Source organism: Mesorhizobium sp. 131-3-5 (genome assembly GCF_016756575.1).
GTDB classification, from domain to species: Bacteria; Pseudomonadota; Alphaproteobacteria; order Rhizobiales; family Rhizobiaceae; genus Mesorhizobium; species Mesorhizobium jarvisii.
On record NZ_AP023254.1, the window covers coordinates 1054992 to 1081158 of the forward strand.

Annotated in this window: 32 protein-coding genes; 20 read left to right on the plus strand and 12 right to left on the minus strand. The window is 62.9% G+C overall.

What is annotated here, in order from left to right; genetic code table 11:
- Nucleotides 1-48 precede the first annotated feature (48 nt).
- The 7 genes from sdhC to JG747_RS05120 all read left to right on the plus strand — a co-directional run bounded on the left by sdhC (nucleotide 49) and on the right by JG747_RS05120 (nucleotide 6842).
- Nucleotides 49-468: a succinate dehydrogenase, cytochrome b556 subunit gene (sdhC, locus tag JG747_RS05090; RefSeq protein ID WP_019862010.1), complete on the plus strand. Its 420-nt coding sequence runs from the start codon at nucleotides 49-51 to the stop codon at nucleotides 466-468.
- A 2-nt stretch (nucleotides 469-470) separates the two neighbouring features.
- Entirely contained in the window at nucleotides 471-869 is a 399-nt protein-coding gene (gene sdhD / locus JG747_RS05095) for a succinate dehydrogenase, hydrophobic membrane anchor protein (RefSeq protein ID WP_019862008.1), read from the plus strand.
- A 28-nt stretch (nucleotides 870-897) separates the two neighbouring features.
- Nucleotides 898-2706 (plus strand): succinate dehydrogenase flavoprotein subunit, encoded by a 1809-nt coding sequence (gene sdhA / locus JG747_RS05100; RefSeq protein ID WP_171903230.1) that lies wholly within the window; start codon nucleotides 898-900, stop codon nucleotides 2704-2706.
- Nucleotides 2707-2708: 2 nt separating this feature from the next.
- Nucleotides 2709-3146: a DUF3052 family protein gene (locus JG747_RS05105; RefSeq protein WP_202361292.1), complete on the plus strand. Its 438-nt coding sequence runs from the start codon at nucleotides 2709-2711 to the stop codon at nucleotides 3144-3146.
- Nucleotides 3146-3925, plus strand: a complete 780-nt coding sequence (locus tag JG747_RS05110; RefSeq protein ID WP_010912301.1) for a succinate dehydrogenase iron-sulfur subunit — start codon at nucleotides 3146-3148, stop codon at nucleotides 3923-3925. Before JG747_RS05105 ends, JG747_RS05110 begins: the two co-directional genes overlap by 1 nt.
- Nucleotides 3926-4455: 530 nt before the next feature.
- Entirely contained in the window at nucleotides 4456-6057 is a 1602-nt protein-coding gene (locus JG747_RS05115; RefSeq protein ID WP_202361293.1) for a sulfatase-like hydrolase/transferase, read from the plus strand.
- Between the two features lie 155 nt (nucleotides 6058-6212).
- Nucleotides 6213-6842, plus strand: a complete 630-nt coding sequence (locus tag JG747_RS05120; protein ID WP_069090494.1) for a YceH family protein — start codon at nucleotides 6213-6215, stop codon at nucleotides 6840-6842.
- A 133-nt stretch (nucleotides 6843-6975) separates the two neighbouring features.
- Here the strand turns inward: JG747_RS05120 and JG747_RS05125 are convergent, their stop codons facing one another.
- The gene (locus tag JG747_RS05125) at nucleotides 6976-7401 is read right to left on the minus strand and encodes an OsmC family protein (RefSeq protein WP_069090493.1); all 426 of its coding nucleotides are present in this window, start codon (nucleotides 7399-7401) and stop codon (nucleotides 6976-6978) included.
- Between the two features lie 254 nt (nucleotides 7402-7655).
- Here JG747_RS05125 and JG747_RS05130 point away from each other — a divergent pair, with 254 nt between their 5' ends.
- The 4 genes from JG747_RS05130 to JG747_RS05145 all read left to right on the plus strand — a co-directional run bounded on the left by JG747_RS05130 (nucleotide 7656) and on the right by JG747_RS05145 (nucleotide 9527).
- Complete coding sequence (locus JG747_RS05130) at nucleotides 7656-7883, plus strand: hypothetical protein (RefSeq protein WP_038650525.1); 228 nt, start codon at nucleotides 7656-7658, stop codon at nucleotides 7881-7883.
- Nucleotides 7880-8236, plus strand: coding sequence for a YciI family protein (locus JG747_RS05135; RefSeq protein WP_038650522.1), 357 nt, complete (start codon nucleotides 7880-7882; stop codon nucleotides 8234-8236). Before JG747_RS05130 ends, JG747_RS05135 begins: the two co-directional genes overlap by 4 nt.
- Nucleotides 8237-8390: 154 nt before the next feature.
- Entirely contained in the window at nucleotides 8391-8918 is a 528-nt protein-coding gene (locus JG747_RS05140; RefSeq protein WP_069090492.1) for a hypothetical protein, read from the plus strand.
- A 318-nt stretch (nucleotides 8919-9236) separates the two neighbouring features.
- On the plus strand, nucleotides 9237-9527 hold the full coding sequence (locus JG747_RS05145; protein WP_069090491.1) for a GFA family protein: 291 nt from the start codon (nucleotides 9237-9239) through the stop codon (nucleotides 9525-9527).
- On the opposite strand, the gene JG747_RS05150 is transcribed toward JG747_RS05145, so the two are convergent.
- Nucleotides 9524-10783, minus strand: a complete 1260-nt coding sequence (locus JG747_RS05150; protein WP_019861993.1) for a ubiquinone biosynthesis hydroxylase — start codon at nucleotides 10781-10783, stop codon at nucleotides 9524-9526. The two genes, JG747_RS05145 and JG747_RS05150, sit on opposite strands and share 4 nt — an antisense overlap.
- Before the next feature lie 98 nt (nucleotides 10784-10881).
- Between JG747_RS05150 and tesB the strand changes: the two genes are divergently transcribed.
- The 4 genes from tesB to JG747_RS05170 all read left to right on the plus strand — a co-directional run bounded on the left by tesB (nucleotide 10882) and on the right by JG747_RS05170 (nucleotide 14405).
- The gene (gene tesB, locus JG747_RS05155; protein WP_202361294.1) at nucleotides 10882-11742 is read left to right on the plus strand and encodes an acyl-CoA thioesterase II; all 861 of its coding nucleotides are present in this window, start codon (nucleotides 10882-10884) and stop codon (nucleotides 11740-11742) included.
- Between the two features lie 322 nt (nucleotides 11743-12064).
- Nucleotides 12065-12403, plus strand: a complete 339-nt coding sequence (locus tag JG747_RS05160; protein WP_013528889.1) for a P-II family nitrogen regulator — start codon at nucleotides 12065-12067, stop codon at nucleotides 12401-12403.
- A 31-nt stretch (nucleotides 12404-12434) separates the two neighbouring features.
- Nucleotides 12435-13796 (plus strand): ammonium transporter, encoded by a 1362-nt coding sequence (locus JG747_RS05165; RefSeq protein WP_019861991.1) that lies wholly within the window; start codon nucleotides 12435-12437, stop codon nucleotides 13794-13796.
- Nucleotides 13797-14129: 333 nt separating this feature from the next.
- A complete protein-coding gene (locus JG747_RS05170; RefSeq protein WP_019861990.1) occupies nucleotides 14130-14405 on the plus strand; it encodes a hypothetical protein in 276 nt (91 codons plus the stop codon).
- Between the two features lie 140 nt (nucleotides 14406-14545).
- Here the strand turns inward: JG747_RS05170 and JG747_RS05175 are convergent, their stop codons facing one another.
- Complete coding sequence (locus JG747_RS05175) at nucleotides 14546-14917, minus strand: hypothetical protein (protein ID WP_064981462.1); 372 nt, start codon at nucleotides 14915-14917, stop codon at nucleotides 14546-14548.
- 195 nt (nucleotides 14918-15112) lie between these two features.
- Here JG747_RS05175 and JG747_RS05180 point away from each other — a divergent pair, with 195 nt between their 5' ends.
- The 3 genes from JG747_RS05180 (at nucleotide 15113) to JG747_RS05190 (ending at nucleotide 19628) form a co-directional block, all read left to right on the plus strand.
- The gene (locus JG747_RS05180) at nucleotides 15113-17776 is read left to right on the plus strand and encodes a DNA translocase FtsK (RefSeq protein ID WP_202361295.1); all 2664 of its coding nucleotides are present in this window, start codon (nucleotides 15113-15115) and stop codon (nucleotides 17774-17776) included.
- Between the two features lie 134 nt (nucleotides 17777-17910).
- Nucleotides 17911-18591 carry an outer membrane lipoprotein carrier protein LolA gene (locus JG747_RS05185; protein ID WP_027047537.1) on the plus strand — a complete coding sequence of 227 codons (681 nt, stop codon included), beginning with the start codon at nucleotides 17911-17913 and terminating at the stop codon, nucleotides 18589-18591.
- Between the two features lie 230 nt (nucleotides 18592-18821).
- Nucleotides 18822-19628, plus strand: a complete 807-nt coding sequence (locus JG747_RS05190; protein ID WP_038650507.1) for an exodeoxyribonuclease III — start codon at nucleotides 18822-18824, stop codon at nucleotides 19626-19628.
- Here JG747_RS05190 and JG747_RS05195 read toward each other — a convergent pair whose 3' ends face one another.
- The 3 genes from JG747_RS05195 to JG747_RS05205 all read right to left on the minus strand — a co-directional run bounded on the left by JG747_RS05195 (nucleotide 19629) and on the right by JG747_RS05205 (nucleotide 21394).
- A complete protein-coding gene (locus JG747_RS05195) occupies nucleotides 19629-20072 on the minus strand; it encodes a GNAT family N-acetyltransferase (RefSeq protein WP_236952210.1) in 444 nt (147 codons plus the stop codon).
- Nucleotides 20073-20129: 57 nt separating this feature from the next.
- Nucleotides 20130-20588 (minus strand): cyclic nucleotide-binding domain-containing protein, encoded by a 459-nt coding sequence (locus tag JG747_RS05200; RefSeq protein WP_038650502.1) that lies wholly within the window; start codon nucleotides 20586-20588, stop codon nucleotides 20130-20132.
- 122 nt (nucleotides 20589-20710) lie between these two features.
- Entirely contained in the window at nucleotides 20711-21394 is a 684-nt protein-coding gene (locus tag JG747_RS05205) for a response regulator transcription factor (protein ID WP_010912284.1), read from the minus strand.
- Nucleotides 21395-21538: 144 nt separating this feature from the next.
- Here JG747_RS05205 and JG747_RS05210 point away from each other — a divergent pair, with 144 nt between their 5' ends.
- Nucleotides 21539-22075 carry a L,D-transpeptidase family protein gene (locus JG747_RS05210; protein WP_223217913.1) on the plus strand — a complete coding sequence of 179 codons (537 nt, stop codon included), beginning with the start codon at nucleotides 21539-21541 and terminating at the stop codon, nucleotides 22073-22075.
- A gap of 77 nt (nucleotides 22076-22152) precedes the next feature.
- Here the strand turns inward: JG747_RS05210 and JG747_RS05215 are convergent, their stop codons facing one another.
- Entirely contained in the window at nucleotides 22153-22395 is a 243-nt protein-coding gene (locus JG747_RS05215; protein ID WP_202361296.1) for a hypothetical protein, read from the minus strand.
- A 130-nt stretch (nucleotides 22396-22525) separates the two neighbouring features.
- Here JG747_RS05215 and gcvA point away from each other — a divergent pair, with 130 nt between their 5' ends.
- Nucleotides 22526-23458 (plus strand): transcriptional regulator GcvA, encoded by a 933-nt coding sequence (gene gcvA, locus JG747_RS05220; RefSeq protein WP_019861981.1) that lies wholly within the window; start codon nucleotides 22526-22528, stop codon nucleotides 23456-23458.
- Nucleotides 23459-23482: 24 nt separating this feature from the next.
- Here the strand turns inward: gcvA and JG747_RS05225 are convergent, their stop codons facing one another.
- From JG747_RS05225 to JG747_RS05245, 5 genes are all read right to left on the minus strand, one after another.
- Entirely contained in the window at nucleotides 23483-24226 is a 744-nt protein-coding gene (locus JG747_RS05225) for a glycosyltransferase family 25 protein (RefSeq protein WP_064981453.1), read from the minus strand.
- A gap of 15 nt (nucleotides 24227-24241) precedes the next feature.
- The gene (locus JG747_RS05230; RefSeq protein ID WP_202361297.1) at nucleotides 24242-24658 is read right to left on the minus strand and encodes a DUF1761 domain-containing protein; all 417 of its coding nucleotides are present in this window, start codon (nucleotides 24656-24658) and stop codon (nucleotides 24242-24244) included.
- A 69-nt stretch (nucleotides 24659-24727) separates the two neighbouring features.
- On the minus strand, nucleotides 24728-25426 hold the full coding sequence (locus tag JG747_RS05235; RefSeq protein ID WP_441938901.1) for a class I SAM-dependent methyltransferase: 699 nt from the start codon (nucleotides 25424-25426) through the stop codon (nucleotides 24728-24730).
- On the minus strand, nucleotides 25381-25806 hold the full coding sequence (locus JG747_RS05240; RefSeq protein WP_202361298.1) for an EVE domain-containing protein: 426 nt from the start codon (nucleotides 25804-25806) through the stop codon (nucleotides 25381-25383). Before JG747_RS05240 ends, JG747_RS05235 begins: the two co-directional genes overlap by 46 nt.
- 38 nt (nucleotides 25807-25844) lie before the next feature.
- Nucleotides 25845-26141, minus strand: a complete 297-nt coding sequence (locus tag JG747_RS05245; protein WP_202361299.1) for a YciI-like protein — start codon at nucleotides 26139-26141, stop codon at nucleotides 25845-25847.
- Between the last annotated feature and the right edge of the window lie 26 nt (nucleotides 26142-26167).

Consider the following 26167-nt stretch of genomic DNA (forward strand, 5'->3'; position numbering starts at 1 on the left):
AGGTCACTTTTGGGCGACATGCACGAAGACGCCGAACCTGGGGGAGCCATGAGCAAATCACCAGCCACCCGCGAATTCGCCAGACGAGAACGGCCGCTTTCGCCGCACCTGACGATCTACCGGCCGCCGATCACCATGACGATGTCGATCATCCATCGCATCACCGGCGGGGCGCTTTATTTCGGCACGCTGCTGGTCGCGGTCTGGCTGATGGCGGCGGCAAGCTCGCAGGCGACCTTCGACTGGGTCAACTGGGCCTTCGGCACCTGGCTCGGCCGGCTGATCCTGTTCGGCTACACCTGGGCGCTGATGCACCACATGCTGGGCGGCGTGCGCCACCTGGTCTGGGATACGGGCGCCGGGCTGGAAAAGCATACGGCCTCGAAGATCGCCTGGGCGACGCTTGTCGGCTCGGTCCTGCTCACCTTGCTGATCTGGATCGCCGGCTACATGGCGCGAGGAGCCTGATCATGAGCGGCAAGAACAATACCGATATGCGCACGCCGCTGGCGAAAGTCCGCGGTCTCGGCTCCGCCCGCGAGGGCACCGGTCATTTCTGGCGCCAGCGCCTGACCGCAATCGCCAACATCCCGCTGACGCTTTTCTTCGTCGGGTTCCTGATCGCGCTCAACGGCGCCGGCTATGCGGAAGTGCGCGCGGCGCTCGCCAATCCGTTCGTGGCGCTGATGCTGGCCCTGGTGCTGATCTCCGGGCTCATCCATATGCGGCTCGGCATGCAGGTGATCATCGAGGATTACATCACCAGCGAAGGCCTGAAGCTGGCGACGATCGCGCTCAACACATTTTTCACCGTAGCGGTCGGCGTCGCCTCGATCTTCGCCCTGCTCAAGCTGGCATTCGGAGGCTGAGTTGGCCAAGGACGCGAAATCAGCCAAAATGGCAGGCTATAATTTTGTCGACCACAAATTCGACGTGGTGGTGGTCGGCGCCGGGGGCGCGGGCCTGCGCGCCACGCTTGGCATGGCCGAACAGGGCCTGCGCACCGCCTGCATCACCAAAGTGTTCCCGACGCGCTCGCACACGGTGGCCGCGCAAGGCGGCATTGCCGCTTCGCTGTCCAATATGGGCCCCGATTCCTGGCAGTGGCACATGTACGACACCGTCAAGGGGTCGGACTGGCTCGGCGATGTCGACGCCATGGAATATCTGGTGCGCGAAGCGCCGGCCGCGGTCTACGAGCTCGAACACTATGGCGTACCATTCTCGCGCACCGAAGAGGGCAAAATCTACCAGCGGCCGTTCGGCGGCCACATGATGAATTACGGCGAAGGCCCGCCGGTGCAGCGCACCTGCGCCGCCGCCGACCGCACCGGCCACGCCATCCTGCACACGCTCTACGGCCAGTCGCTGAAGAACAACGCGCAGTTCTTCATCGAGTATTTCGCGCTCGACCTGATCATGGAGCCGGACGGCACCTGCACCGGCGTCGTTGCCTGGAACCTCGACGACGGCACCATCCACCGCTTCTCGGCCAAGATGGTGGTGCTGGCGACCGGCGGCTATGGCCGCGCCTATTTCTCGGCCACCTCGGCCCACACCTGCACCGGCGACGGCGGCGGCATGGCGTCGCGGGCCGGTTTCCCGCTGCAGGACATGGAATTCGTGCAGTTCCACCCGACCGGCATCTACGGCGCCGGCTGCCTGATCACCGAAGGCGCGCGCGGCGAGGGCGGCTATCTCGTCAATTCCGAGGGCGAGCGCTTCATGGAGCGCTACGCGCCGTCGGCCAAGGACCTCGCCTCGCGCGACGTCGTATCGCGCTGCATGACGCTGGAGATCCGCGAGGGCCGTGGCGTCGGCAAGAACAAGGACCACATCTTCCTGCATCTCGACCATCTCGATCCGGCCGTGCTGCATGAGCGGCTGCCCGGCATTTCGGAATCGGCCAAGATCTTCGCCGGCGTCGACCTGACCAAGGAGCCGATCCCGGTGCTGCCGACGGTGCACTACAATATGGGCGGCGTGCCGACCAACTACTGGGGCGAGGTGCTGAACCCGACGACGCGGAGCCCCGACAAGGTGTCGCCCGGACTGATGGCGGTCGGCGAGGCCGGCTGCGCATCGGTGCACGGCGCCAACCGGCTGGGCTCGAACTCGCTGATCGACCTGGTGGTGTTCGGCCGCGCCGCGGCGATCCGCGCCGGCCAGGTCATCGACCGCAAGTCGGCGATCCCGTCACCCAACGAAGCCTCGGTCGAGAAGATCATGGACCGCTTCGACGGGCTGCGCCACGCCAATGGCTCGACGCCGACGGCCGTGCTGCGAGAGAAGATGCAGAAGGCGATGCAGGAAGACGCCGCCGTGTTCCGCACGCAGGAATCGCTGGAGAAAGGCTGCAAGCGCATTTCGCAGATCTGGGGCGAGCTCAAGGACATCAAAGTGTTCGACCGCTCGATGATCTGGAATTCCGACCTGGTCGAGACGCTGGAGCTGGAAAACCTGATGGCCAACGCCATCACCACCGTCTACAGCGCCGAGGCGCGCAAGGAGAGCCGCGGCGCGCATGCCCGTGAAGACTTTTCGGCGCGCGACGACGCCACCTGGCGCAAGCACACGCTGGCCAGGGTGAGCGAAGACGGCAAGGTGACGCTCAGCTACCGGCCTGTGCACACCGAGCCGCTGCTGGCCGAAAAGGACGGCGGCATCAGCCTCGCCAAGATCGCGCCCAAGGCCAGGGTGTACTGACGATGGCGCTGGCGGGCACGGGATATTCCAGCAAGCCCCTTCCGGCCAAGCTCGGCCTGAAGGACGGCATGATTGCCGCCTTCATCGCGCTGCCGCCGGAGCTCGACGAACTGGCCGGCGCCGTCGATTTCGCCGAGGTCTACCGGCTGGCCGAATGGTCCGACATTTCGGGCAGCCATCAAAGATACGACGCCGTGCACGCCTTCACCAAACAACGCGCCGAGATCGAGGATCGCCTCGGCGATGTCGAGGCGGCGATCAAGCGTGACGGCATGGTCTGGGTGTCGTGGCCGAAGAAGGCATCGAAAGTGCCGACCGACGTCACCGAGGGTATCGTGCGCACCGAGGCGCTGAAGCGCGACCTTGTCGACGTCAAGGTCGCCGCCGTGAATGAAGTCTGGTCCGGGCTGAAGCTCGTCATCCGAAAGGACCTGAGGTAATGGTCGAACTGACGCTCCCCAAGAATTCGAAGATCCAGCAGGGCAAGACCTGGCCGAAGCCGGAGGGTGCCACCAATCTACGGGAATACCGCATCTACCGCTGGTCGCCGGACGATGACGAGAACCCGCGCATCGACACCTATTTCGTCGACATGGACGATTGCGGGCCGATGGTGCTCGACGCGCTGCTCTGGATCAAGAACAAGATCGACCCGACGCTGACCTTGCGCCGCTCCTGCCGCGAAGGCATTTGCGGCTCCTGCGCCATGAACATCGACGGCTCCAACACGCTGGCCTGTACCAAGGGCTGCGACGACATTTCCGGCGCCGTCAAAGTCTATCCGCTGCCGCATATGCAGGTGGTGAAGGATCTGGTGCCCGACCTCACCAATTTCTACGCCCAGCACGCCTCGATCGAGCCGTGGCTGAAGACGGTGTCGCCGCAGCCGGCCAAGGAATGGCTGCAGAGCCATGAGGACCGCGAGAAGCTCGACGGGCTCTACGAATGCATATTGTGCGCCTGTTGCTCGACCTCGTGCCCGAGCTACTGGTGGAACGGCGATCGCTATCTCGGCCCGGCAACCCTCTTGCAGGCCTATCGCTGGCTGATCGACAGCCGCGACGAGGCCAAGGGCGAGCGGCTCGACAATCTCGAGGACCCGTTCCGGCTCTATCGCTGCCACACCATCATGAACTGCGCGCAGACCTGCCCCAAGGGCCTCAACCCGGCCAAGGCGATCGCCGAGATCAAGAAGATGATGGTGGAGCGCCGAGTCTGACGCCGAAATTACCTGCCGCTTTCTCTCTCGCCGCCATAGCGGCACTCCGCGCTCGCCTCGATCTTGTGCGAAGCCCGGGTGTTAAAATCCTGTTCGCCACTGAAAGCGGCAGTTGCGCCAGGACCTCTCCCGCATCGAAGTCCGTGTGCTCGGTTGCCTGATTGAAATAAGCAACCGTCGAACCGCGCAAGCGACTTGAGCAGAAGGGCCGATGTGGCTGCCCGGCTCTCGTGTCGAACGCCGTCAGTTCAGATGGACCGGCAGTTCTTGCTGGCTGCGCTGTGTCCAGCCAGATGGACCGTCCGCGACCGACCCTGTTTCAAACATGTCGCTTACAAGTCTGGGACGCCAAGGGAGTCCTTGCGGCTAATATTAGCGGCAACTTAAGTAATTGATTGCTGTATGCGCACGATTACTGGTATTGCCTTAGTATAGTTTTAAGCCGTCGTCGATATTCACTTTCGAGATCGCGGTTCGAGTGCAAATCAGTGTGCGGCTTCATCGTGAATGGGTATTCAGTATCTGGGCCATTGATCAGCGCCACAACAGTCGGCTCGCTCACCTGGCTTGTGTCGCTGATCTATTTTCAGGAGAAGGGGCTGCTTGCGGCTCTCGGTTTGGGGGTTTTGATCGCGCTTCTCTGGCTTGACGGGTTCCGGGACAAGAAGGCGGATCGGCAGGGAAGCCGGTGGTTCAGGCCCTATTTCTCGCTCTTCCCCTGCCTTCTATTCCTTGTCTATGTCTATCTGGAAAGCGTCTTCGGCTATTTTGACTGGGGTGCGATGTTCATGCATGCCGGCGCCGGGATGCTGACGCCCGGTGTCGTCTTTGAGTATTTGTGGAATACCGGAAGCACGATGCTGGTTATTCTGGTCGTTCTTCTCGGTCTCGGCGCACTGAAGGCGCGCGGTACGCTGACGAGAGGATTGGATGTCGCCCTGATGGCGTTCTTCCTGGCGGCGAACCCGATGCTGACACGTCCGATCGCGGCAGCAATTCATCCCAATCCCCTGCATGATTTCCTGTCCAAGCGGTTCGTCGATATTGCCGCTTTGGCAGAGCCGGAGGTTGCAGCAGCATCCGTGGCCGTCGAGCCCAGCAACCTCGTTCATATTTTCATCGAAAGCGCCGAGCGCTCCTACATGAACGAGGCGGAGTTCGGTGACGTCATGGGTCCGCTGCTCGAATTCGACAGGCGTGGGGTTTCGGCGAGCAACATGGTGCAGCTTGCCTACACCAACAACTCCATCTCAGGGATGGTCGCTGCGAATTGTGGAACGCCGCTGCTGATAACGTTCTTCACATCGCGCCAGTATCTGGAGGAGCATTCGCAATTCCTGCCTGGCCTGACCTGCCTGGGCGATGTTCTGAAGGCACGGGGTTACCAGCAGAACTTTGTTACCGGTTGGCCACTCAGCTTCACCGGTCAGGGGACATTCTATTCCACCCATGGCTATTCATCGCTTTTCGGGGGCCCCGAAGTGGTGGCTGCGGTCGCCGGGCGCGGCAACAGTTTCGGCGCCGACGACGCTGAAGTCCTGGATTTGAGCTTCGACATTTTGCGGCGTGCGCAGCGCGGCGGCAAACCGTTCTCTTTGACGATCGCCGTCAGCGGTGGGCACGCGATGGATGGCTACCTGACCGACAAATGTATCGGCAAGACGGGACTTTCCCCGCAAGCCCCCAATATTCTCCACGCCGTGAAATGCACCAACATGCTCGTTGCCGACTTCATTCACAAAGCCGAAGCCGACGGTCTGATGGCGAACACCGTTCTGGTGCTGCAAAGCGACCATCTCAGTGCACCTAGCGCGGTGACGGACCGCCTGGACAAGTATGAACGACGCAACTTTTTCTCCCTCTCGGGGGATGGCATTCCGTCCAAGACATATACCGGACTTTCGGGCACGATCGACATATTCCCCACCATCCTCGACGCGCTGGACGTGCCACCCCCCAATGGCCAGGCCGCCTTTGGCGTCTCGCTGCTCGGGGATCGGCCGACGCTGGCCCAGGAACTTGGACAGGACCAGCTCGATGACGCGGTCTATGCCGAGGATATCCTCGTCAGATCATTCTGGCAGCCGAAACCTGAGCGGAAGGCCGAGGCGCCTAGGACTAATGCCCTCTAGTGCCGAAGCGCGCCGGTGCAAATGTCCGATGCCAGATAGCGCCCTGATGCGAGAAAAGGCTGAAAAGTGTGACGCTTCGTAGCGCATTCGTCGATCGAAAATGGGAGACGTTTCGCGGACGGTCATGGTATCGGAAGCTTTGGGTATAGAAATCCATGAGCGAAGACCTTCCCATCCTCTCCCCCATCGAAGCGCGCGTGCTCGGCTGCCTGATCGAGAAGAAGGAGCTGACGCCTGACGTCTATCCGCTGACGCTCAACGCAGCCCTTGCCGCCGCCAACCAGAAGACGGCGCGTGACCCGGTCATGGCGCTGGAGCAGACGGAGGTGCACCGGGCGCTGAAGCTGCTCGAGCAGAAGGGGCTGGTGCGGCAGATGTTCGGTTCGCGCGTCGAGCGCTACGAGCATCAGATGGCGCAGCGCTTCTCGCTGACCACGCCACAGACCGCCTTGATCGGCCTGCTCCTGCTGCGCGGACCGCAGACGGCGCATGAACTCCTGGCTCGAGCCGAGCGCATGGCGCGATTTTCATCGATCGAGGATCTGCGCGCTGAACTCGACATGCTGATCGGCCGGCGGCCGCCGCTTGTCCAGGAAATCCCGCGCGGACCAGGCCAGCGCGAGGATCGCTACGTGCATCTTCTCGCCGGCCCGGTGGACGTTGCAGCCCTGTCGGCCCAGCGTAGCGCGCCGGCCATGCCTCACTCCGACCTCGAAGCGAGGGTGGAAGCGCTGGAGCAGGAAGTCGCGGCCCTTCGCGCCCGGCTTGACGCGCTGGGCGGCTGAGGCCACCTGGAGTTGTTCACATTAAAACGCCGGCTCTCAGGCCGGCGTTTGTCGCTTCAGGTCGCCCTGATCTATCTCTTTGTTTTGACGCAATTCCGAACGGAAAACCGTTTCACACTTTTCCTGGAATTGCTCAGCCGAGCTTGGCGTCGAGCGACACCTTGATGGCGCCGAGCGCCTTGGAGACCGGGCATTCGGCCTTGGCCTTCTCGGCCAATTCCTTGAATTTCGCCGCATCGATGCCGGGCACTTTGCCGACCAGCGTGATCGCGCTGCCGGTGATGCCGGTGCCTGGAACCAGCGTCACCACCGCCTTGGCGTCGAGTTCGGCGGCGGGCGTGCCGTTCTCGGCCAGGAAGTGCGAAAGCTGCATGGCGTAGCAGCCGGCATGTGCCGCCGCGATCAGCTCTTCCGGGTTGGTGCCGGATTTGCCGCTTTCATCCTCGAAGCGCGCCTTGAACGAATAGGGCGTGCCCTTGAGCGTCCCGCTCTGGCTGTCGAGCGTGCCTTTGCCTTCTTTCAGATTGCCTTTCCAGACGGCGGTTGCGGTGCGGTCCATGAAGTCCTCCTTGGTTGCCGTGAACTTGGGGTTGTCGTGAACTTGGTCCGGGTGAAGCCCGGCGTCCGGTCAACTATAGCGCGGGTCGGCGCGAAGACCACTGCACTGTTTGGACCACGGCACGATGACGGCGCATTTGCCTTCGGAAAAATCCGGGCAGCCCGGAAAAAAATAGTCGCGCAAAAATGTCGACTTCCATCCAGCCCGTCCGTCCTGTGGGCGGCCATGGGATTTGTGGCCTGATGGAGGTTCACATGGACAATCTGTTTTTCGCACTGTGGAAGAGCCCGGGCCATGGGCCTGAGCGACAGGAAGACTTCTGGCTGGATCCGCCGGCGCCCGTCTTCGCCAGGCTGCTGGCGGCGGTCGCCATCATCGGGGTCGCGACATGCCTTCTCGACCATGCGGCGGCCATCGACGGCAAGGCTGACACGCTCGTCGTCGCATCCTATGGTTCGTCTCAGCAGGAGAGCTCGCGATGAAATATGTCTGCCTGGTTTATGGTGAGGAAGAGGATCTCTACGCATTGACCGTGGAGCGCGGGGCCAAGCTCGACGCGGATTCACTGGCCTATGACAGGTCCCTGGACCAGGAGGGCAAGCTGATCATCGCGCAGGCGCTGCAATCGGTGAGAACGTCGAAGTCGGTGCGCCGGCGCGAGGGCAAGCGCCTCGTCACCGACGGCCCTTTCGCCGAAACCAAGGAGCAACTGCTCGGCTTCGTCATGGTCGAGGCCGACACTCTCGACGAAGCGCTGGACATCGCCGCCGGTATTCCGCTGGCCGAACTCGGCACGGTCGAGGTCCGGGCGATCTACACTATACCGGGGTCTTAGGTGGTGCCTGGCCTTGGCGGTTGAGGCTACAAACCGGCTGTTTAATCGCCTAAGTTTCACCAGCCGCAATTGAAGTTTCTTCGCCGCAAGCAACTCTCGCGTGTTGAAGCGGCGCGACAGTTCTCTTATCGTCGGATTTCCGGGGGATTTCGACATGCCTTTCCTGATTGCTGTCCTTGGCGTGCTGGGTGCGGCGGCGTTCTGGTGGTACCGGATGAAGGCCATGAACGATGCCGCGCGCGAGGTCGCCGATGTCGTCGGGCGCGTGCAAGGCAACATCAGGCGCAAGAAACTGCGCAAGCAGGCGGCCCTGTCGCCGCTCACGGCGATCGACGATCCGGTGGTGGCCGCCGCGACGCTGATTACCGCGATCGTTTCCGAGAACGGCCCCGTGCTGCCGCAGCGCGAGGCCGTCATCCGCGCTGTAATCTCCGAGATCGCCGACAAGAAGAAAACCGACGAGGCGGTGATTTACGCCAAATGGGCGGCGGCGCAGATCGACGACACCACGATCGTCATCGACAAGCTGGCGCCGTTCCTGCGCGAACGTCTCGACGTCGCCGAGCGCAACGATCTGCTGCAGATGGTCAACCGCGCCGCCCAGGGTGGCGAGAAGCGCCTCGAGATCGCCGACCAACGCATGCTGCGGCTGCGGCAGAAGCTTGGTTTTGAAGTGAACTAGGCTGTGGCGATATTCGCCGGCGTATTGGCGAGGCGCTCTCGGCTGCGGACTCACAAAGGCGCAGCGACAGTCTGATGGCCGCCAAGATCATGCACAATCGCTTGCTTCGAATGTCGGAATTGGGCTCGAGCTCAGCGCATTTCATGGCGGCTCCCCCACTACGACCGGTATAAATTATCGGTCAGTCGATTGGCTCAAGGAGAATTCGCATGCGCGGTCATTGTTTATGTGGCGCCATTGCTTTTGAGGTCGATGGTCCGGCACAAGCATTGCGTGAGCTGTCATTGTGAAAGTTGTCGGCGGCAATGTTCTGCGCCGATGACCACCTATATTGGCGTCTTGGACGACCAATGGCGATGGCTGAGCAAGCCTCCGAAGGTCTTCAACTCTTCTCCCGGTGTGGAAAGAACATTTTGCGATCACTGTGGCTCGCCACTGTCTTTCCGCTCAAAGAGCATGTCCGGTGTCATGCATTTTTTTGCCGCGGCGATGGAGGACCCGGAAAAATTTGCACCAACGCTGCATGTCGCTTTTGAGGAGAAGCTCCCCTGGCTGAAACTCGCCGACGGCCTGCCGACACGTTTTGGGCCTGACTATACGAAAGGCTAGATCGCCTCGCCTTTCAGCAGCCGCGGCGTGTCCGCGGACAATCCCGACGCCTGCCGGATGAAAAACTCCTTCAGGCGCGGCATGCGCTCGACGAGGCCGAGGCCGATGTCGCGCACGGTGCGCAGCGGGGTGATGTCGTTGGAAAACAGCCGGTTAAGCACATCCGTCGTGACGCCCATCTGCACCGTGTCGAAACGGCGCCATTGCTGGTAGCGTTCGAGCACGTCGAGCGCGCCGATGTCCTGGCCGAGCCGGTCGGCCTCGACGATCACTTCGGCAAGTGCGGCCACATCCTTGAAGCCGAGATTGAGGCCCTGGCCGGCGATCGGATGGATGCCGTGGGCGGCGTCGCCGGCAAGGGCCACGCGCGGGGCGACGAAGGCGCGCGCGATGGTGAGGCCGAGCGGCCAGGCGCGCGGCTTGTCGGCAACGCGGATCTCGCCGAGCTTCAGGCTGAAACGCTGTTCCAGTTCATGCTCGAAGACGAGGTCGTCGCCTTCCACCAGCGTTTTGGCATCCTCCGTGCGTTCGACCCAGACGATCGACGAGCGGTTGGTGCCGTCTTCGTCGGGTTTCAGCGGCAGCGTGGCGAAGGGGCCGGCGGGCAAGAAGTGCTCTTCGGCGCGGCCATTGTGCGGGCGTTCATGCGCCACGGTGCAGACGATGCCGGACTGGCCATAGTCCCACTTCACCGTCTTGATGCCGGCCATGTCGCGCAGCTTCGAATTGACGCCGTCGGCGGCGACCAGCAGCCGTGCCGTCAGCGCGGCGCCGTCGGCCAGATGCACGGTGATACCGGCGCCATTGGTCTCGAAACCCTGCACCGCGACGCCTTCGATGATGTCGATGCCGAGCTTTTCGGCCCTGGCGCGCAAGGCGCCGTTGAGCGACTTGTTGGCGACCATATGGGCGAAGGGCTCGCCCGGCGCCACTTCGCCGCCAAAGGTCAGGAAGACCGGGCGCACAGGATCGGCGCTGCGCGAATCGGTAATGATCATCTCGGTGATCGCCTGCGCCTGCGGCGCGATCTCGGCCCAGACGCCGAGCTGGTCGAGCATGCGGCAGGCGGCAGCGGCAATGGCCGAGGCGCGGCCGTCGCGTTGCCAGGCGCCGGCGGGCGCGGCATCGACCAGCGCCACGGCCAGATGCGGTCGCGCCTGTTTCAGCGAGACGGCGGTGGCCAGGCCGACATAGCCTGCTCCGGCGACGAGGACATCGAGCCCGGATCTGGTCTTGGCGTCCGCCTTGCGTTCCATGCCTTGGCTCCTTGCGCGTCGGCCCGGGCTCGCGCCCTTGACGGCTCGTTCTCCCTGTCGGAAACCGCCATAGCAATTTTGCGGCGAGGTCACAAAACATGACGGCGGCGATCGACGAGCTTCTGAGCATTCTCGACCTCGAGAGGCTGGAACACAATCTGTATCGTGGTCGCAGCCCCCAGGTGGAGTGGCAGCGCGTGTTCGGCGGCCAGACCATCGCCCAGGCGCTGGTGGCGGCGCAGCGGACGGTGGAGCCGGACCGCTTCGTGCATTCGCTGCACGGCTATTTCATGCGGCCGGGCGACATCAGGGTGCCGATCGCCTACGAGGTCGACCGCATCCGCGACGGCGGCTCCTTCACCACTCGACGCGTGCTGGCGATCCAGCACGGACAGGCGATCTTTTCGCTGGAAGCCTCGTTCCAGGTCGACGAGAAGGGGCTGGAACACCAGTTCGCGCTGCCCGACGACGTGCCGCCGCCGGAAGGGCTGCTGACGCAGCGCCAGCTGCTCGAAAGAGCCGAGCGTGTGCCGGAGGCGGTGCGCCGCTTCTGGGCGCGCGAACGGCCGCTGGAACTCAGGCCGGTCAATCTCCAGCACTATGAAAGCCGCGACAAGCTGCCGCCCCGGCAGAACGTCTGGATCCGCCTTGGCGGCCCGGTTCCCGATGACCGCGCGCTGCAATCGGTGCTGCTGGCCTATCTCTCCGACATGACGCTATTGGACACCTCGACCTTCGCGCATGGGCGCGGCCTGTTCGATCCCGATATCCAGGCGGCGAGCCTCGACCATTCGATGTGGTTCCATCGGCCGCATTCGCTCGACGGCTGGCTGCTCTATGCGCAGGACAGCCCGTCGAGTTCGGGGTCGCGCGGCTTCAGCCGCGGCACGCTCTATGCGCGCGACGGCACGCTGATCGCCTCGATGGCCCAGGAAGGGTTGATCCGGCTCAAGCGTTGAGCATTGCGAGTCTTGTTTGAGCAGGATCACTGGGCAAACGAAAACCGTTTGTCCGGGAAAACCGGGCTCGACTTTTCGGGATCATGCTCAAAGCCGGCAAATTAGGCAAATTCGAAAAATTGCATATTTTTTGAGCATGTGGCGTGCCGCAGGCATTGGCACCCGCTGCCTCCCATCGCCTCATTCCCTGTGTTTACAACAGGTTAACATGCTGCTTCGGCACTTGGCACGGAGCTTGAATCCTTGTGTGCACTCTCCGGCTCTTTGGGATCGGTGAAGTCGTGCAAACGCGGGGGACCGCAACAGCAAAGGGTGAAACCTTATGAAAATCGTGATGGCAATCATCAAGCCGTTCAAGCTGGACGAGGTACGCGAAGCGCTTACCGCCGTCGGCATCCAGGGCCTGACCGTCACCGAAGTCAAAGGCTACGGGCGTCAGAAGGGACATACGGAAATCTATCGCGGAGCGGAATACGCGGTCAGTTTCCTGCCGAAGATCAAGATCGAGGTCGCTGTCAGTGCCGACATGGTCGACAAGGCCGTCGAAGCCATCACCGCCGCGGCCAAGACCGGCCAGATCGGCGACGGCAAGATCTTCGTTTTCGGCATCGATCAGGCGGTGCGCATCCGCACCGGCGAAACAGACACCGACGCGCTCTGAGCGGCGAACACGTATTCCAATGGAGAGTTCAATGAATATTTCTTCCACCTTGAAGACGACGGGACGGGCGGCCCTTCTGGGCTCGCTTGCTCTGGCAGCATTGGGCAGCGTCGCCGCCTTTGCGCAGGAAGCCGCTCCGGCCGCTGCCGCCGCCGCACCGGCTGCCGCGCCCACCCCGGTGCTCGACACCGGCAACACCGCCTGGATGCTGACCTCGACGGCCCTGGTGCTGATGATGACCATTCCGGGCCTGGCGCTGTTCTACGGCGGCATGGTGCGCAAGAAGAACGTGCTCGCCACCATCATGCAGAGCTTCGCCATCACCTGCCTGGTAACGGTGCTGTGGTTCATGTTCGGCTATTCGCTGGCCTTCACCACCAATGAATCCGCCAGCATGAACAGCTACATCGGCGGCTTCTCGAGATTCTTCCATCACGGCATCACCGTCTCGACGCTGTGGCTGCCAGGGGTCGCGAACATTCCTGAGTTCGTCTTCTCGATGTTCCAGATGACCTTCGCCATCATCACGCCTGCCCTCATCGCCGGTGCCTTCGCCGAGCGCATGAAGTTCTCGGCGCTGCTGATCTTCATGGCCCTGTGGCTGCTGGTCGTCTATGCGCCGATCGCGCATTGGGTCTGGGGTGGCGGCTTCCTTGGCGCGGCCGGCGTGCTCGACTTCGCCGGCGGCACGGTCGTCCACATCAACGCCGGTGTCGCGGGCCTGGTCTGCGCGCTGGTCCTGGGCAAGCGCGAAGGCTACGGCACCACCAACATGGCGCCGCACAACCTGGTCTATTCGGTGATCGGCGCTTCGCTGCTGTGGGTCGGTTGGTTCGGCTTCAACGCCGGTTCGGAACTGGCAGCCGACGGCCTTGCCGGTGCCGCCATGCTCAACACCCAGGTCGCCACCGCCGCGGCGGCTCTCGCCTGGATGTTCGCCGAATGGATCGTCGCCAAGAAGCCCTCGGTGCTCGGCATCATCTCGGGCGCCGTCGCCGGTCTCGTCGCGGTGACGCCGGCTTCCGGCTTCGTCAACCCGACCGGCGCCTTCATCGTCGGCATCGTCGCCGGCGTGGTCTGCTACATCTCGGCGGTCAAGGTGAAGCACATGTTCGGCTATGACGACTCGCTCGATGCCTTCGGCGTCCATGGCGTCGGCGGCGTGGTCGGTGCGTTGCTGACCGGCGTGCTCGCCGATCCGGCGATCAATGCACTCGGCAAAGACGCTTCCATCGGCAAGCAGCTCTACGGCATCGTCTTCACCATCCTGTGGACGGCGATCGCCACCTTCGTGATCCTCTACATCGTCAAGGCGCTGGTCGGCCTGCGTCCGACGACCCAGGAAGAGGTCGAAGGCCTCGACATCTCCCAGCATGGCGAAGTGGTGCCGTAAGGCAAGCTTCGCCAAGGGGCCGGCGGATCCTCCTCCCGCCGGCCCCATATTTTCACGCAATCCCGGGAAAACCTGCAATTCGGCTTTCCCGGAGCTACTCCAGAGATCCCGTCGTGACGTTCTCGAAAGAGGCTCACGCATTGAGGCCCGAAGCAATTCGGGCCTCTTTTTTTGGAAAATCGAACGCTTCGAAAAGAAGAAGGAGGAATCGTTTTTCGATGAGATCACGTTCGCGTGATCAGCCAACGAGGAGAAACATAGAGCCTCCCGGCTCCGTACTGGAGGTGCGAGCGCCGTTCTGGTGCTCGCTACCAACAGGGAAGGAACCAACTGATGAACATCAAGAACATCTTCCTGGGAGCACTGGCTCTGTCGATGGTCGGCGGCGTTGCGCTTGCTGGCGCGCTCGACGAGCCTGACAATATGGCGCCGTTCTTCACCGATGCCGGCATGAAGACCATGAAGTCCGAGGCGGATTTCAAGGCAGCCTGGGCCTCGACGGCCAAGGACAAGCAGGACCAGATGATGAAGGAGTGCCAGGACGCAGCGATGAGCAAGCCTCACGCCGAATTCTGCGCCAACCTGATGATGTACGCCGGTCACAAGTGATCGCGCGGGATCGGGCAGAGGCCCGATCCTTTTGTTGTCGAGCGAAACGATGGCGGGTCCAGGTGCCCGCCATTGTTTCGTTTGCCAGTACGCCTTGGCGGAGACCGCAGGCGTTCCCGATGCCCGTCCGATGGCGGAGTCTATCCGCCGGTGCCGTCGTCCATCATGGTGTTTGTCAGCGCCTCATAGGCACTGCTGCACATCTGGGAACGGGGGCAATTGCGGACAATCAACGTCGGCGCCACCGTCAGCACGGCCGCAATCAGAATTTGCAGGCCAAGACCCGGCACCAAAAATGCCTTGCCGAAGAGAGCCCTGTACAGAAAATACAGGCCCTGTATCAGGCAAGCGGAGGCGAGCAGGTGCAGGAGCGGGCCGGTCGCCCTGGCAAAGGGCGTCACGTGACCATCCGGAAAGCCCACCATCCCGAGTTCGACAAACCAGTGCGCAGCAAGCAGGAGACTAAGCCCTGCCCAGGCCAGGGCCGCCCCGCGAAGGAAGATAGACCGCATGCCTCTATCCACCCCGGTGGCCGCACGGCGACATTGCACATCCCGCCCGCTTCCGCTGCAACCTGAAGTGACGAGTTTGATGATCTCAACCTCTTATAGTTAATGCCCCCTTAACCTTCCCACCGATAGTCTGGCATCCGAATCTGCCGGAGTGCGTCATGCGCTCGGGCCAGGCAATCACTGACGGGGAAGAGCATGCGTTCAGGGGCTTCAGCACCGCTCGCGATGACCGATACGGGGCACGGCATCCAGGCTTTCGCGCGGCGCCAGGTCGGCCGGCTGGTCGGCGCCGGCATGTTTCTGGCTGTGGCCTTCGGGGTTGCCAGCCTCGCCACTTGGAACGTTGCCGATCCAAGCTTCTCACACGCCACCAACAACACCGTCACCAACGCCATGGGCTATGCCGGCGCGGTTTTCTCCGACCTCGCCATGCAGTTCTTTGGCCTTGCCGCGGTTGCGGCGCTGGTTCCGGCTGTCATCTGGGGGTATCTCTTGTTTTCGGCGCGCGGCGTCGACAGGCTGCCCAAGCGCGGGCTGTTCTGGTTCGGCTTCGCGCTGCTCGCCGCCGCCATCGCCGGCTGCATCGTTCCGCCCAAGACCTGGCCGCTGCCCACCGGCCTCGGCGGCGTGTTTGGCGACATGGTGCTCAAGATTCCCGGCGTGCTGATCGGCGGCTATCCGACCGGGCTGATCGCCAGCGTGCTCGCCGTGCTGCTGGCCATGCCGGCGCTCTGGCTGTTCGCCTATGGCTCGGCGCTGATCGGGCGCAAGAACGGCTTCGCCGTGATGGAAGAGCCGGCTGCCGCGGACCCGCGCGAGGACGATCTTCTGTTCGACAATGAAGAGGATGAGGGCGACGAGGGCATATTGGCGCTCGGCGCCATCACCCATTGGTGGCTGTCGTTGCGCGCGTGGATGCATCGCCGCGCGGTGCGCCGCAGGCAGGAACGCGACGAGTACGAGCCGGAGATGGAGGCGCGCCCCAGCGCCTGGCGGCGTGCCGCCGAGCGCGTCGAATCGGCCGAATTCGCCGAGCAACGGATGAGCCCGGATGGCCGCGCCCGCGTCGAGCCGGAATTCTTCGCCGCCATGGTCAATGACCGCAGCGTATCCGTCGATCCAGACGATGACGACATCTTCGACCGCGACGACGAGGACATGGATTTCGACGAGGAGCCCGTCACCCAGCGCCGTGCGGCGCCAACGGCCAAGGTGCAGCAGTTCCGTTCGGATGCCGCCACCCGCGTCGAGGCGCCGGCGCCGCGGCCGGCGCCTGGCGCACGCGTCCAGCGCGAGGCGCAGACCTCGCTGATCGGCTCGGACAAGTTCGAGATGCCGTCGCTGCATTTCCTGTCCGAACCGAAGAACGTCGCGCGTGACCCGAGCCTGTCGAAGGATGCGCTGGAACAGAATGCGCGCCTGCTTGAAGGCGTGCTGGAGGATTTCGGCGTCAAGGGCGAGATCATCGCCGTGCGCCCGGGTCCCGTCGTCACCCTCTATGAGCTGGAACCCGCGCCCGGCATCAAATCGTCGCGGGTCATCGGCCTCTCCGACGACATCGCCCGCTCGATGAGCGCGATCGCCTGCCGCGTCGCCGTGGTGCCCGGCCGCAACGCCATCGGCATCGAATTGCCGAACGCCAAGCGCGAGACGGTGTATCTGCGCGAGATCATGGCGAGCCGCGATTTCGAGACGACCAAGGCAAAGCTCGCGCTGGCGCTGGGCAAAACCATCAATGGCGAGGCCGTCATCGTCGACATCGCCAAGATGCCGCACGTGCTGGTCGCCGGCACCACCGGCTCCGGCAAGTCGGTCGCCATCAACACCATGATCCTGTCGCTGCTCTACCGGCTGACACCGCAGGAATGCCGGCTGATCATGATCGATCCGAAGATGCTGGAACTCTCCGTCTATGACGGCATCCCGCATCTGCTCACGCCGGTCGTCACCGATCCGAAGAAGGCGGTGGTGGCGTTGAAATGGACCGTGCGCGAGATGGAGGACCGCTACCGCAAGATGTCCAAGGTCGGCGTGCGCAACATCGACGGGTTCAACGCACGGGTCCAGCTGGCTGAGAAAAAGGGCGAAAAAATCTCGCGCACCGTGCAGACCGGCTTCGACCGCCAGACCGGCGAGGCGATCTACGAGACGGAGGACCTCGATCTCGAGCCGATGCCCTACATCGTCGTCATCATCGACGAGATGGCCGACCTGATGATGGTCGCCGGCAAGGACATCGAGGGCGCGGTGCAGCGCCTGGCGCAAATGGCGCGCGCCGCCGGCATCCATGTCATCATGGCGACGCAGCGTCCGTCGGTCGACGTCATCACCGGCACCATCAAGGCCAACTTCCCAACCCGCATCTCCTTCCAGGTGACATCGAAGATCGACAGCCGCACCATTCTGGGCGAGCAGGGCGCCGAGCAGCTGCTCGGCATGGGCGACATGCTCTACATGGCCGGCGGCGGCCGCATCCAGCGCGTGCATGGCCCCTTCGTCTCCGACGACGAGGTCGAGAAGATCGTCGGGCACCTGAAGCTGCAGGGCGTGCCCGAATATCTCGACGCCATCACCGAGGATGATGACGAGGATGAGGACGAGCCGTCCGGCAAGGGCGGTGGCTCCGGCGGCGGTGGCGGCGGCAATTTCGAGGATTCCGACGACCCCTACGACCAGGCGGTGGCGGTGGTGCTGCGCGACGGCAAGGCGTCGACCAGCTACATCCAGCGCCGGCTCGGCATTGGCTATAACCGCGCCGCCTCGATCATCGAGAAGATGGAAAAGGAAGGCATCGTCGGCCCGGCCAACCATGCCGGAAAACGCGAAATCCTGGTGCCGACCGAGGACGACAAGTTCTGATGGCGGGGAGCTCACGGCAACTTTGAACCCTCTGGCGCGTTCAGCAACTAAGCAGCGTTCGCCCCGCCAAACTTCAGCCCAACTGGGGGTTCAGGACAGCGACAGATACAGGAATCACCACGAGAGTGACCGACATGAAAAACGATCTTTCCAAGCTCAGCGATTTTGCCCCGACCCGCCGCCAGCTCCTCGGCTTCGGCCTTGTCGCTACGGGTGCAGCCGCCTTCAACGTGGTGCCCGGGTTCGAGCTGCTGGCTTCGGCGCAGGCGGCCGTGCCCGCCGCCGCGCAGAAGATCGCCGACCATTTTTCCTCGGTCAAATCGATGAGCGGCGAATTCGTGCAGTTTGGCCCCAAGGGCGAGCAGACCGGCGGCAAATTCTTCCTCGAGCGGCCGGGCAAGATCCGCTTCAACTATGATGGAGCGTCGAATTTCAAGGTGATTTCCGACGGCAAGTCGGTGGTCATACTCAACAAGAAAATGAACACATCGGACCTTTATCCGCTGTCGAAGACGCCGCTGAAGCTGCTGCTCGATGACCGGATCGACCTCTCCGGCGACCGCGTCAAGAGCGTCAAGGAAGAAGACGATCTCACCACCATCCAGCTTTCCGACAAGTCGGTGTTCGGCAATGCGCGCATCACCATGATGTTCGATCCGAAAACCTATGATCTGCGCCAGTGGACGATCACCGACGCGCAAGGCAAGGACACCACGGTGATGATCTTCAACACCAAGGAAGGCGTCAGCTTCGCGCCCGACACCTTTGCCATCGACTATACGGCGAACCGCGAGCTGAACACCAAGACAAGATAGCTCCCGTCGCTACGGCAAGTTTGCGGCGGCGGCGCTGAAACCAGTTTCTTTCTCCCCGTTTGCGGGGAGAAATGCCCGGCAGGTCAATGAGGGGCGCCGAGATCAATAACTGGCGCCCGGCTTGTCTTTGCTGCCCGCGGCTGGCAGTTTCCGGACTGACTCCCTCAAAAGGCGTCTTCTCCGTCAGGGCCTATCGATCCTGGCTGGCTGCACGCTGTCCGGATTGCCAAATGCCCTTTTCCGTCGCCACTTGGAACATCAATTCGGTTCGTCTGCGCATGCCGATCGTGGAGCGACTGCTCGACGAGTACGCGCCCGACGTGCTTTGCCTGCAGGAAACCAAGGTTCCCGACGAGCTGTTCCCGGAAAAGGCATTCCGCAGGCTCGGCTACCAGCACATCGCCTTCCATGGCCAGAAGGGCTATCACGGCGTCGCCACGGTGGCGCGGCGGCCGATCGAGGTGGTCGAAAAGCGCCGCTTCTGCGAGATCGAGGACAGCCGGCATCTGTCGGTGACGGTGCGCGCCGGCGGCAAGACGATCCTGCTGCACAATTTCTACGTTCCGGCGGGCGGCGACGAGCCCGATCCCGAAATCAACAAGAAATTCAAGCACAAGCTCGATTTCGTCGCCGAGATGAACGCTATTCGCGCCGAGCACACAGAGGTGTCCGCCTCGGTGCTGGTCGGCGATCTCAACATCGCGCCGCTCGAGCACGACGTCTGGTCGCACAAGCAATTGCTCAATGTGGTCAGCCACACGCCGGTCGAGACCGAAAACTTCGAGGCGATGCGGCTCGCCGGCAATTGGGTCGACCTGATGCGGCACAACGTGCCACTAGACCAGAAGCTCTACACCTGGTGGAGTTATCGCGCGCAGGACTGGGAAGCATCGAACCGGGGCCGGCGGCTCGACCATGTCTGGTCGTCGCCCAATCTGGTGCCTGATTTCGCCGGCTACGAAATACTGCGCGCGGCGCGCGGCTGGGAGCGGCCGTCGGACCATGTTCCTGTCATCGCACGCTTCGATCTGGACTGATTATCCCAACCGGCGTTTTTCCCATTCCGGCCGCAGCTGCGCCATGACCAGTTCGTCGCGGTGCACGCCATTGAAAAACGCGCTTCCTCGCGCAATACCTTCGGCTGTGAATCCAACAGCCTCGTAGGCGCGCCGCGCGCGATGGTTGTCCGGAAAGAGGCCGATGCATAGCCGATAGGCGTCGGTTTCGACAAAGGCCCGGTCAATCGCTGCCGCCAGCAGCATTCGGCCCTGGCCTTGGCCCGGCGCGACAACGGCAATGCGCTTGACCAGTGTCACACGTTCGGCAGAAGCCCAACCGCGCAAGATCACGAAGCCGATCGGCGCCGAGCCTTCGATCCCTACGAAATAGGCGTGGGTGCCGTCGGCAAAGGCTTGGCGATGACATGGCTCATCCCAGCGTCCGACAAAGGCATCGTAGCCTGCGCGCCGTTCGGTGGCCATGATGAAGGGCAGGTCATTTTCGGTGGCTCGAACAAGCCGGAAGTCCATTCGCGGCTCTCACCTACCCGAAAACCGTGGCGCCAGTTCCTCGATGCGGCGGATCATGTCCTGGAATTCCTCGGAGATGCGCTGGTGCAGCTTCACCGCCAGTTCCGGATATTCCTCGAGGATGCGGCGGAACATCTTGCGGCTGAGCCGGATCACTTCCGAATCGATTTCGGCCGACGCGCTGGTCAGCCGATTGGTGTCGGCGATCAATGCCAGTTCGCTGAGCATGGTGCCGGGGCCGGCGGTGCCGATCGGGATACGCTCGCCACTCTGCTCGCGATAGAGCACGATGCGTCCGCTGACCACGACATAGGCCGAATCGGCCTCGTCGTCCTCGCGGTAGAGCTTGTGGTTGGCCTGCAGCAGGGTGGTCTCGGCGCCGAAGGCGAGCAGGCGCAGCTGTTCCTGCGTGAAACCCTGGAAGAGCCTCACGGCGGACAGAATGCGGATGTCGTCATCCAACGCCATCTCTAGCTGCGTCCCCGAACGGTCAGTCCAATCCCTCCTTCACGAGTCGATCCTTAATCCCCTCCAACAGGATCGCACCCGAAAGCGGTCCCGCCCAGACCGCTTATTGGATAATGAAATGTTTAAGGAACCAGCTTGTAGCCACCGCTTTCTGTCACAAGAATTTCCGCATTGGAAGGATCGCGCTCGATCTTCTGGCGCAGCCGGTAGACATGGGTTTCCAGCGTGTGCGTGGTGACGCCGGAATTGTAGCCCCAGACTTCCTCCAACAGCACGTCGCGCGTCACCACCTTCTGGTCGGCGCGGTAGAGATATTTGATGATCGAGGCTTCCTTCTCCGTCAGCCGCACCTTGCCGCCACGCGGGTCGATGAGCAGCTTCTGGCTGGGTTTGAAGGTGTAGGGGCCGACCGAGAAGGTGGCGTCCTCGCTCTGCTCGTGCTGGCGCAGCTGGGCACGGATGCGCGCCAGCAGCACCGCGAAGCGGAACGGCTTCGTCACATAATCGTTGGCGCCGGCCTCGAGACCCAGAATCGTGTCCGAATCGGTGTCGTGGCCGGTCAGCATGATGATGGGCGCCTTATAGCCGCCCTTGCGCAGGATTTTGACGGCCTCGCGGCCGTCCATGTCGGGCAGGCCGACATCCATGATGAGCAGGTCGATGAGGCCGCCGCGTGCCGCCGTGACGCCTTTTGCCGCAGTCGCTTCCTGCAGCACGTCGAATTCCTCGTAGAGGGCGAGTTGCTCGACCAGTGTGCCGCGCAGGTCGTCGTCGTCGTCGACGATTAGGATGGTGCGTGAAGTCATGGATCAATCCGTTGTTTTGAAAATGAAATTCAGTTGACCGCTGCGTATTTATGCGGAAGCTGGCCGACACAATAGCCGATCACAGTGATTTGTTCCGTGGCACGATCATACAAGAAAAAACGCGATCGCAATGCAGCCGGCGCAATTTTGCCGAAACGGCTGCGTGTGCTGACCGTGCGGGCAAGGCCCGGCCACCCCAGCCAGGGCCTGCTGCAGGCCGGAAAAACCGTGTTTGCCTGCGCGCTCGGGCGTGGCGGCATCTCGGCCGACAAGCGCGAGGGCGATGGCGCCACCCCGCTCGGCTCGATGCGGATCCTGTCGGGTTATTTCCGGGGAGATCAGTTTGCCGGTGGCCGCCGGACGCGGCTGGCGATGACGCCGATCGGGCCCGACCTCGGCTGGTGCGAGGTATCAGACGACCGCAACTACAACAGGCCTGTCAAGATCCCCTATGGCGCCAGCCATGAGCGCATGCGGCGCGACGACCGGCTCTACGACGCCTGCCTGGTGCTCGACTGGAACATCGCGCCGCGCCGCCGCGGGCGCGGCAGCGCCATCTTCTTCCACCTGGCGCGACCGGATTTCACGCCGACGCAAGGTTGCGTGGCGGTGACCGCGCGCACGATGGCCCGGCTGCTGCCGCTGCTGTCGGGTAGGACAGTGGTGAAGGTGGTGCGGTAGGGAATGGGCAGTAGGCAGTAGGCAGTAGGCAGTAGGGATCTCTTTCTACGTCTATCCCCTACTGCCGACTTCCTTTTCTATCGCTTCTGCCAACCCGTGCCCAGCAGTCCGATTTCACGGAGTTCCCGGTCCATCGCCCTGGCGATGTCGCGGCGTTCGCCGCCGATATCGCGCAGTTCACGGTCGGAAAGGTCGTCGACCGATTCCAAGGGAAGCCTGGCGGCGACGTTGGCCTGGCGCAGCCAGTCGAACGTGGCGCGCAGCCACTGCGGGAGAGATGATTTCAGGGCGGTATGGGACTTCATAGCGATGTCGGTCATGGCTTTATCCGGTTTCTCCGGATATCAAATCCGGTTTGAAGGTATCTCGATGTCGAGATCATGCCGGATTGAAAAACAAACGGGAAACGAGTAGTTCTTTTCAGATCATCAAGTTTTATTTGGAGATCAGATGTCTCGCCTCCTGCCCGGAACGCGCGCGCTGAGGACCTTCGAGGCGGCGGCGCGTCACCTCAATTTCACCCGCGCCGCCGACGAGCTTGGGCTGACGCCGGCCGCGGTCAGCCATCAGGTCAAGGAAATCGAGGATCAGCTTGATCTGGTGCTGTTCACCCGCACCAGCCGCACCATGCGGTTGACGGAAGCGGGAAACGTGCTTCACGAGGCGTCGATCGATGCGCTCGACCTGCTCAACCGGGCGGTGTCGCGCGCCCACAAGATGACGCGCGGCACGGCGCTCTTGAAGGTGACGCTCGACGCGCAGTTCGCGACGAAATGGCTGATGCGGCGCATCGACGATTTCCGCGGTCAGAGGCCGGGCATCGAGTTGCGTTTCGACATCACCTACGATGTCAGGGACTTCGAGCGCGACGACGTCGATATCGGCATCCGGTTCGGCACCGGCAGATATGCCGGGCTTTGCGCGCACCGGCTGTTCGACAACATCATCATCCCGGTGTGCAGCCCGGCGCTGCTGGCTTCCGGGCCGCCGCTCAACGAACCGCGCGATCTCTTCCGGCATACGCTCGCGCATATCGATTGGTCGCGGCAAGGCGTCACCTGGCCGAACTGGAGCATGTGGATGCAGGCGGCCGGCGTCGACGATTTCGACGACAGCCGCACGCTCGTCTTCGGTTCCTCGACCGATGCCACGCAGGCGGCACTCGACGGCAATGCCGTGGCGCTGGCCGACTTCGCCATGGTCGCCAATGATTTGTCGCAGGGGCGTCTCGTGCGCCCCTTCGAGCTCGGCATCAAGGTCGCGCCGGAATTCGCCTATTTCCTGGTCTATCCGGAAACCGTGAAGGACGACGCCCGCATCGCAGCGTTTCGTGAGTGGCTGCTGGAGGAAGCGGCAAAGACGCACGGCACGGAGAAGGTGTAGGCGGCTGCCGGGCCTGTCTTTCGGTCACGACCGGGCGTTGTAGCCGAAGATCATGCGTCGGAACTTCTTCAGGGTCCATTTCAGCTTTTTGTAGAAAAGCGGCTGCTTTTTGCCGGCGACGGAGGTGTGAAATGAGCCGTTCTCGCTGCCCTGCTCGGCAATCGGCCGCTCGAACCAAAGCATCTCAACCCCGAGCCTCTCGTCCATCTGCTCAATCTGGTGGTCGATCGCCGTCGATATCTTGTTTTGCGCGATCCAGGCGCAGCGGGCCTCGGCAACCGGGCGGGTGATAAGGTAGGAATCGGCGCATCTTGCATGGAGAGCCGGATAAAGCTTCTGGCCCTTCCGCAATTTCCAACTCGGCGTGTAGTAGTTGCTGCCATTGCCGAGATAGATGACGGCCTTGCGCGTTGAGCCGCCGAGTTCAGCCAGCCCCTGCCGGAACTTGGCGACGAAGTCGCGGGCGAGGAAGACGTCGTCCTCGAAAACCAGGCAGTAGGGCTGGTCGGTCTCGAGGAAATCGCGCCAGATGCCGACATGTTTCAGCGCCAGCGAGACGGTCGCCAGGTGGGTAAGGGCGGGCGCGACCAGCTCGTTTCGGATTTCCGGCGTGATGTCTGCCTGGTCCCAGTCCGTGTAAAAATAGACCGGCACGCCGCGCCGCTCGAATTCGCGGACGATGTGGCGGCGCCGGTCGTCATAGCCTTGCTTGACGTGGCAGATCCGGGTGAACACCTGGTCGCGTGGAAATCCGGACTCGTCCGCCATCGACAATGCGCCGGCTTAGCTTGCCGCGGCGCCGAACCAGCCGATCACCGCGCCGACGATCAACAAGACGCCCAGCCAGTGGCCACCGTCGATGAGGGTCAGGTCCCAGCCGAAATTCTCGTAGCGATGGTTGACTGACAGCGTCGTGGCGACGAAACCCAGCCAGAGCACGAAACCGAAGACAAGCCCGGCGAGCAATGTCGGTTCACCGCCGGTCATCGCCCCGACCACCAGCGCCATGATGGAGGCCATGACCAGTTCGGCGACGAAGCTGATGACGAAAGGCAGCGGCGATTTCTTCATCGTCGCCGGATCGAGCTTGGCGGCCTTCAGCCACGGCTTGCTCAACACCATGTACCAGGCGGCGCCGAACAGCCAGGCCAAGACGGCGGCGGCAATGACCGCCAGCCAGTTCACTGCTGAAAAATCCATGAGCTTCCCCCTCCAGATGCAGGCCATGCGACATGCATGCATTCTGTATCAGGCGCTTCGGCGATGGCGTCAAGCAAAGCGCCAGACGGTGGTGCGCTTGACTAGGGAATCCTCCAGCGCCCGCGTGACTTCCACCTCATAGACTGCAAGCGGCTCCAACCCCGATTTCGGCAGATACGACCGGCCGGGATCGCCGACGAAGATCTCGGCTCCGCGCGCCTTGAGTGTCGCAAACCATGGCATCAGGCGGTCGGCGAAGGATTTGTCGTAGAAAACGTCACCGGCCAGCACCACGTCCCAGCCCGCATCGGTGCCGATGCAATCCGTGCCGAGGAAGCCGATCCCGACGCCATTGGCCTCGCCGTTGAGGCGGATCGCGGTGGCGCAGAACGGGTCGATGTCGGCGGCGATCACTTCGGCGGCGCCCGCCTTGGCGGCGGCGATGGCGACAAGGCCGGAGCCCGAGGCGAAGTCGAGCACGCGCTTGCCCCGCACCGTGTCGGGATTGTCCAGGACATAGCGGGCAAGGCCCTGGCCGCCTGCCCAGGCAAAGGCCCAGAAGGGCGGCGGCAGGCCGATCTCGACCAGTTCGTCCTCGGTCCGCTGCCACAGATCGTGCGCTTCATCGGCGAGGCGCAGCAGAATCTCCGGCACGTGCGGCGGCGCCATCAGCGCCGTGTTGTCGAGGATGAATTGCTTCGCGCCGTGCGGGGTGAGTGCCGTCACGGAGCGGGCGTCAGGCCGCCCATGCGGCAGACTTCCTTCCATTCGGCCGGGGTCACCGGCTGCACGGAAAGCCGGCCGAGCCGCACCAGCGCCATTTCGGCAAGCTTCGGATTGGCTTTTACCTGTTCCAGGGTCGGCGGGTTCGGCACATCGCAAACCGCGCGGATGTCCACGCATTCCCAGCGCGGATCATCCGAAGTGGTGTCGGGGTGGGCCAGCGCGCAGACTTCGGCGATGCCGACGATGTTGAGCCCCTCATTGGAATGGTAGAAGAAGCCGAGATCGCCGATCTGCATGGCCTTCATGTTGTTGCGGGCGGCGTAGTTGCGCACTCCGTCCCATTGCGTGCCTGCCTTGCCCTTGGCCTTCAACGCCTCGAAGGAGAAAACCGAGGGTTCGGATTTGAACAGCCAGTAGTTCATGTTTCTCCTCCGTGCGATCCAGGTGCCGGCCACCGGAATTAACTAGCCGCCGGCTTGTTGAACGTCCAGTTCCACTGGCGAATTTCGACGCTTTCGAACAGGCCCGCCTTGGCATAGGGGTCGGCGGCCGACAAGGCCTGCGCCGCGGCCAGATCCGGCGCCTCGACGACCACGAGACTGCCGTTGGGCTGGCCGTCGGCATCGAGGAACGGACCGGCGAAGGCCAGTTTCTTGTCCGCATTCAGCCCTTCGAGAAAGGCGACATGCTCGGGCCGCGTGTCGAGGCGCACCTGCAGGCTTCCGGGCTTATCCTTGCAAACAAAAGCAAACAGCATGGTCTTTCTCCTGGTCGTTGAGATTG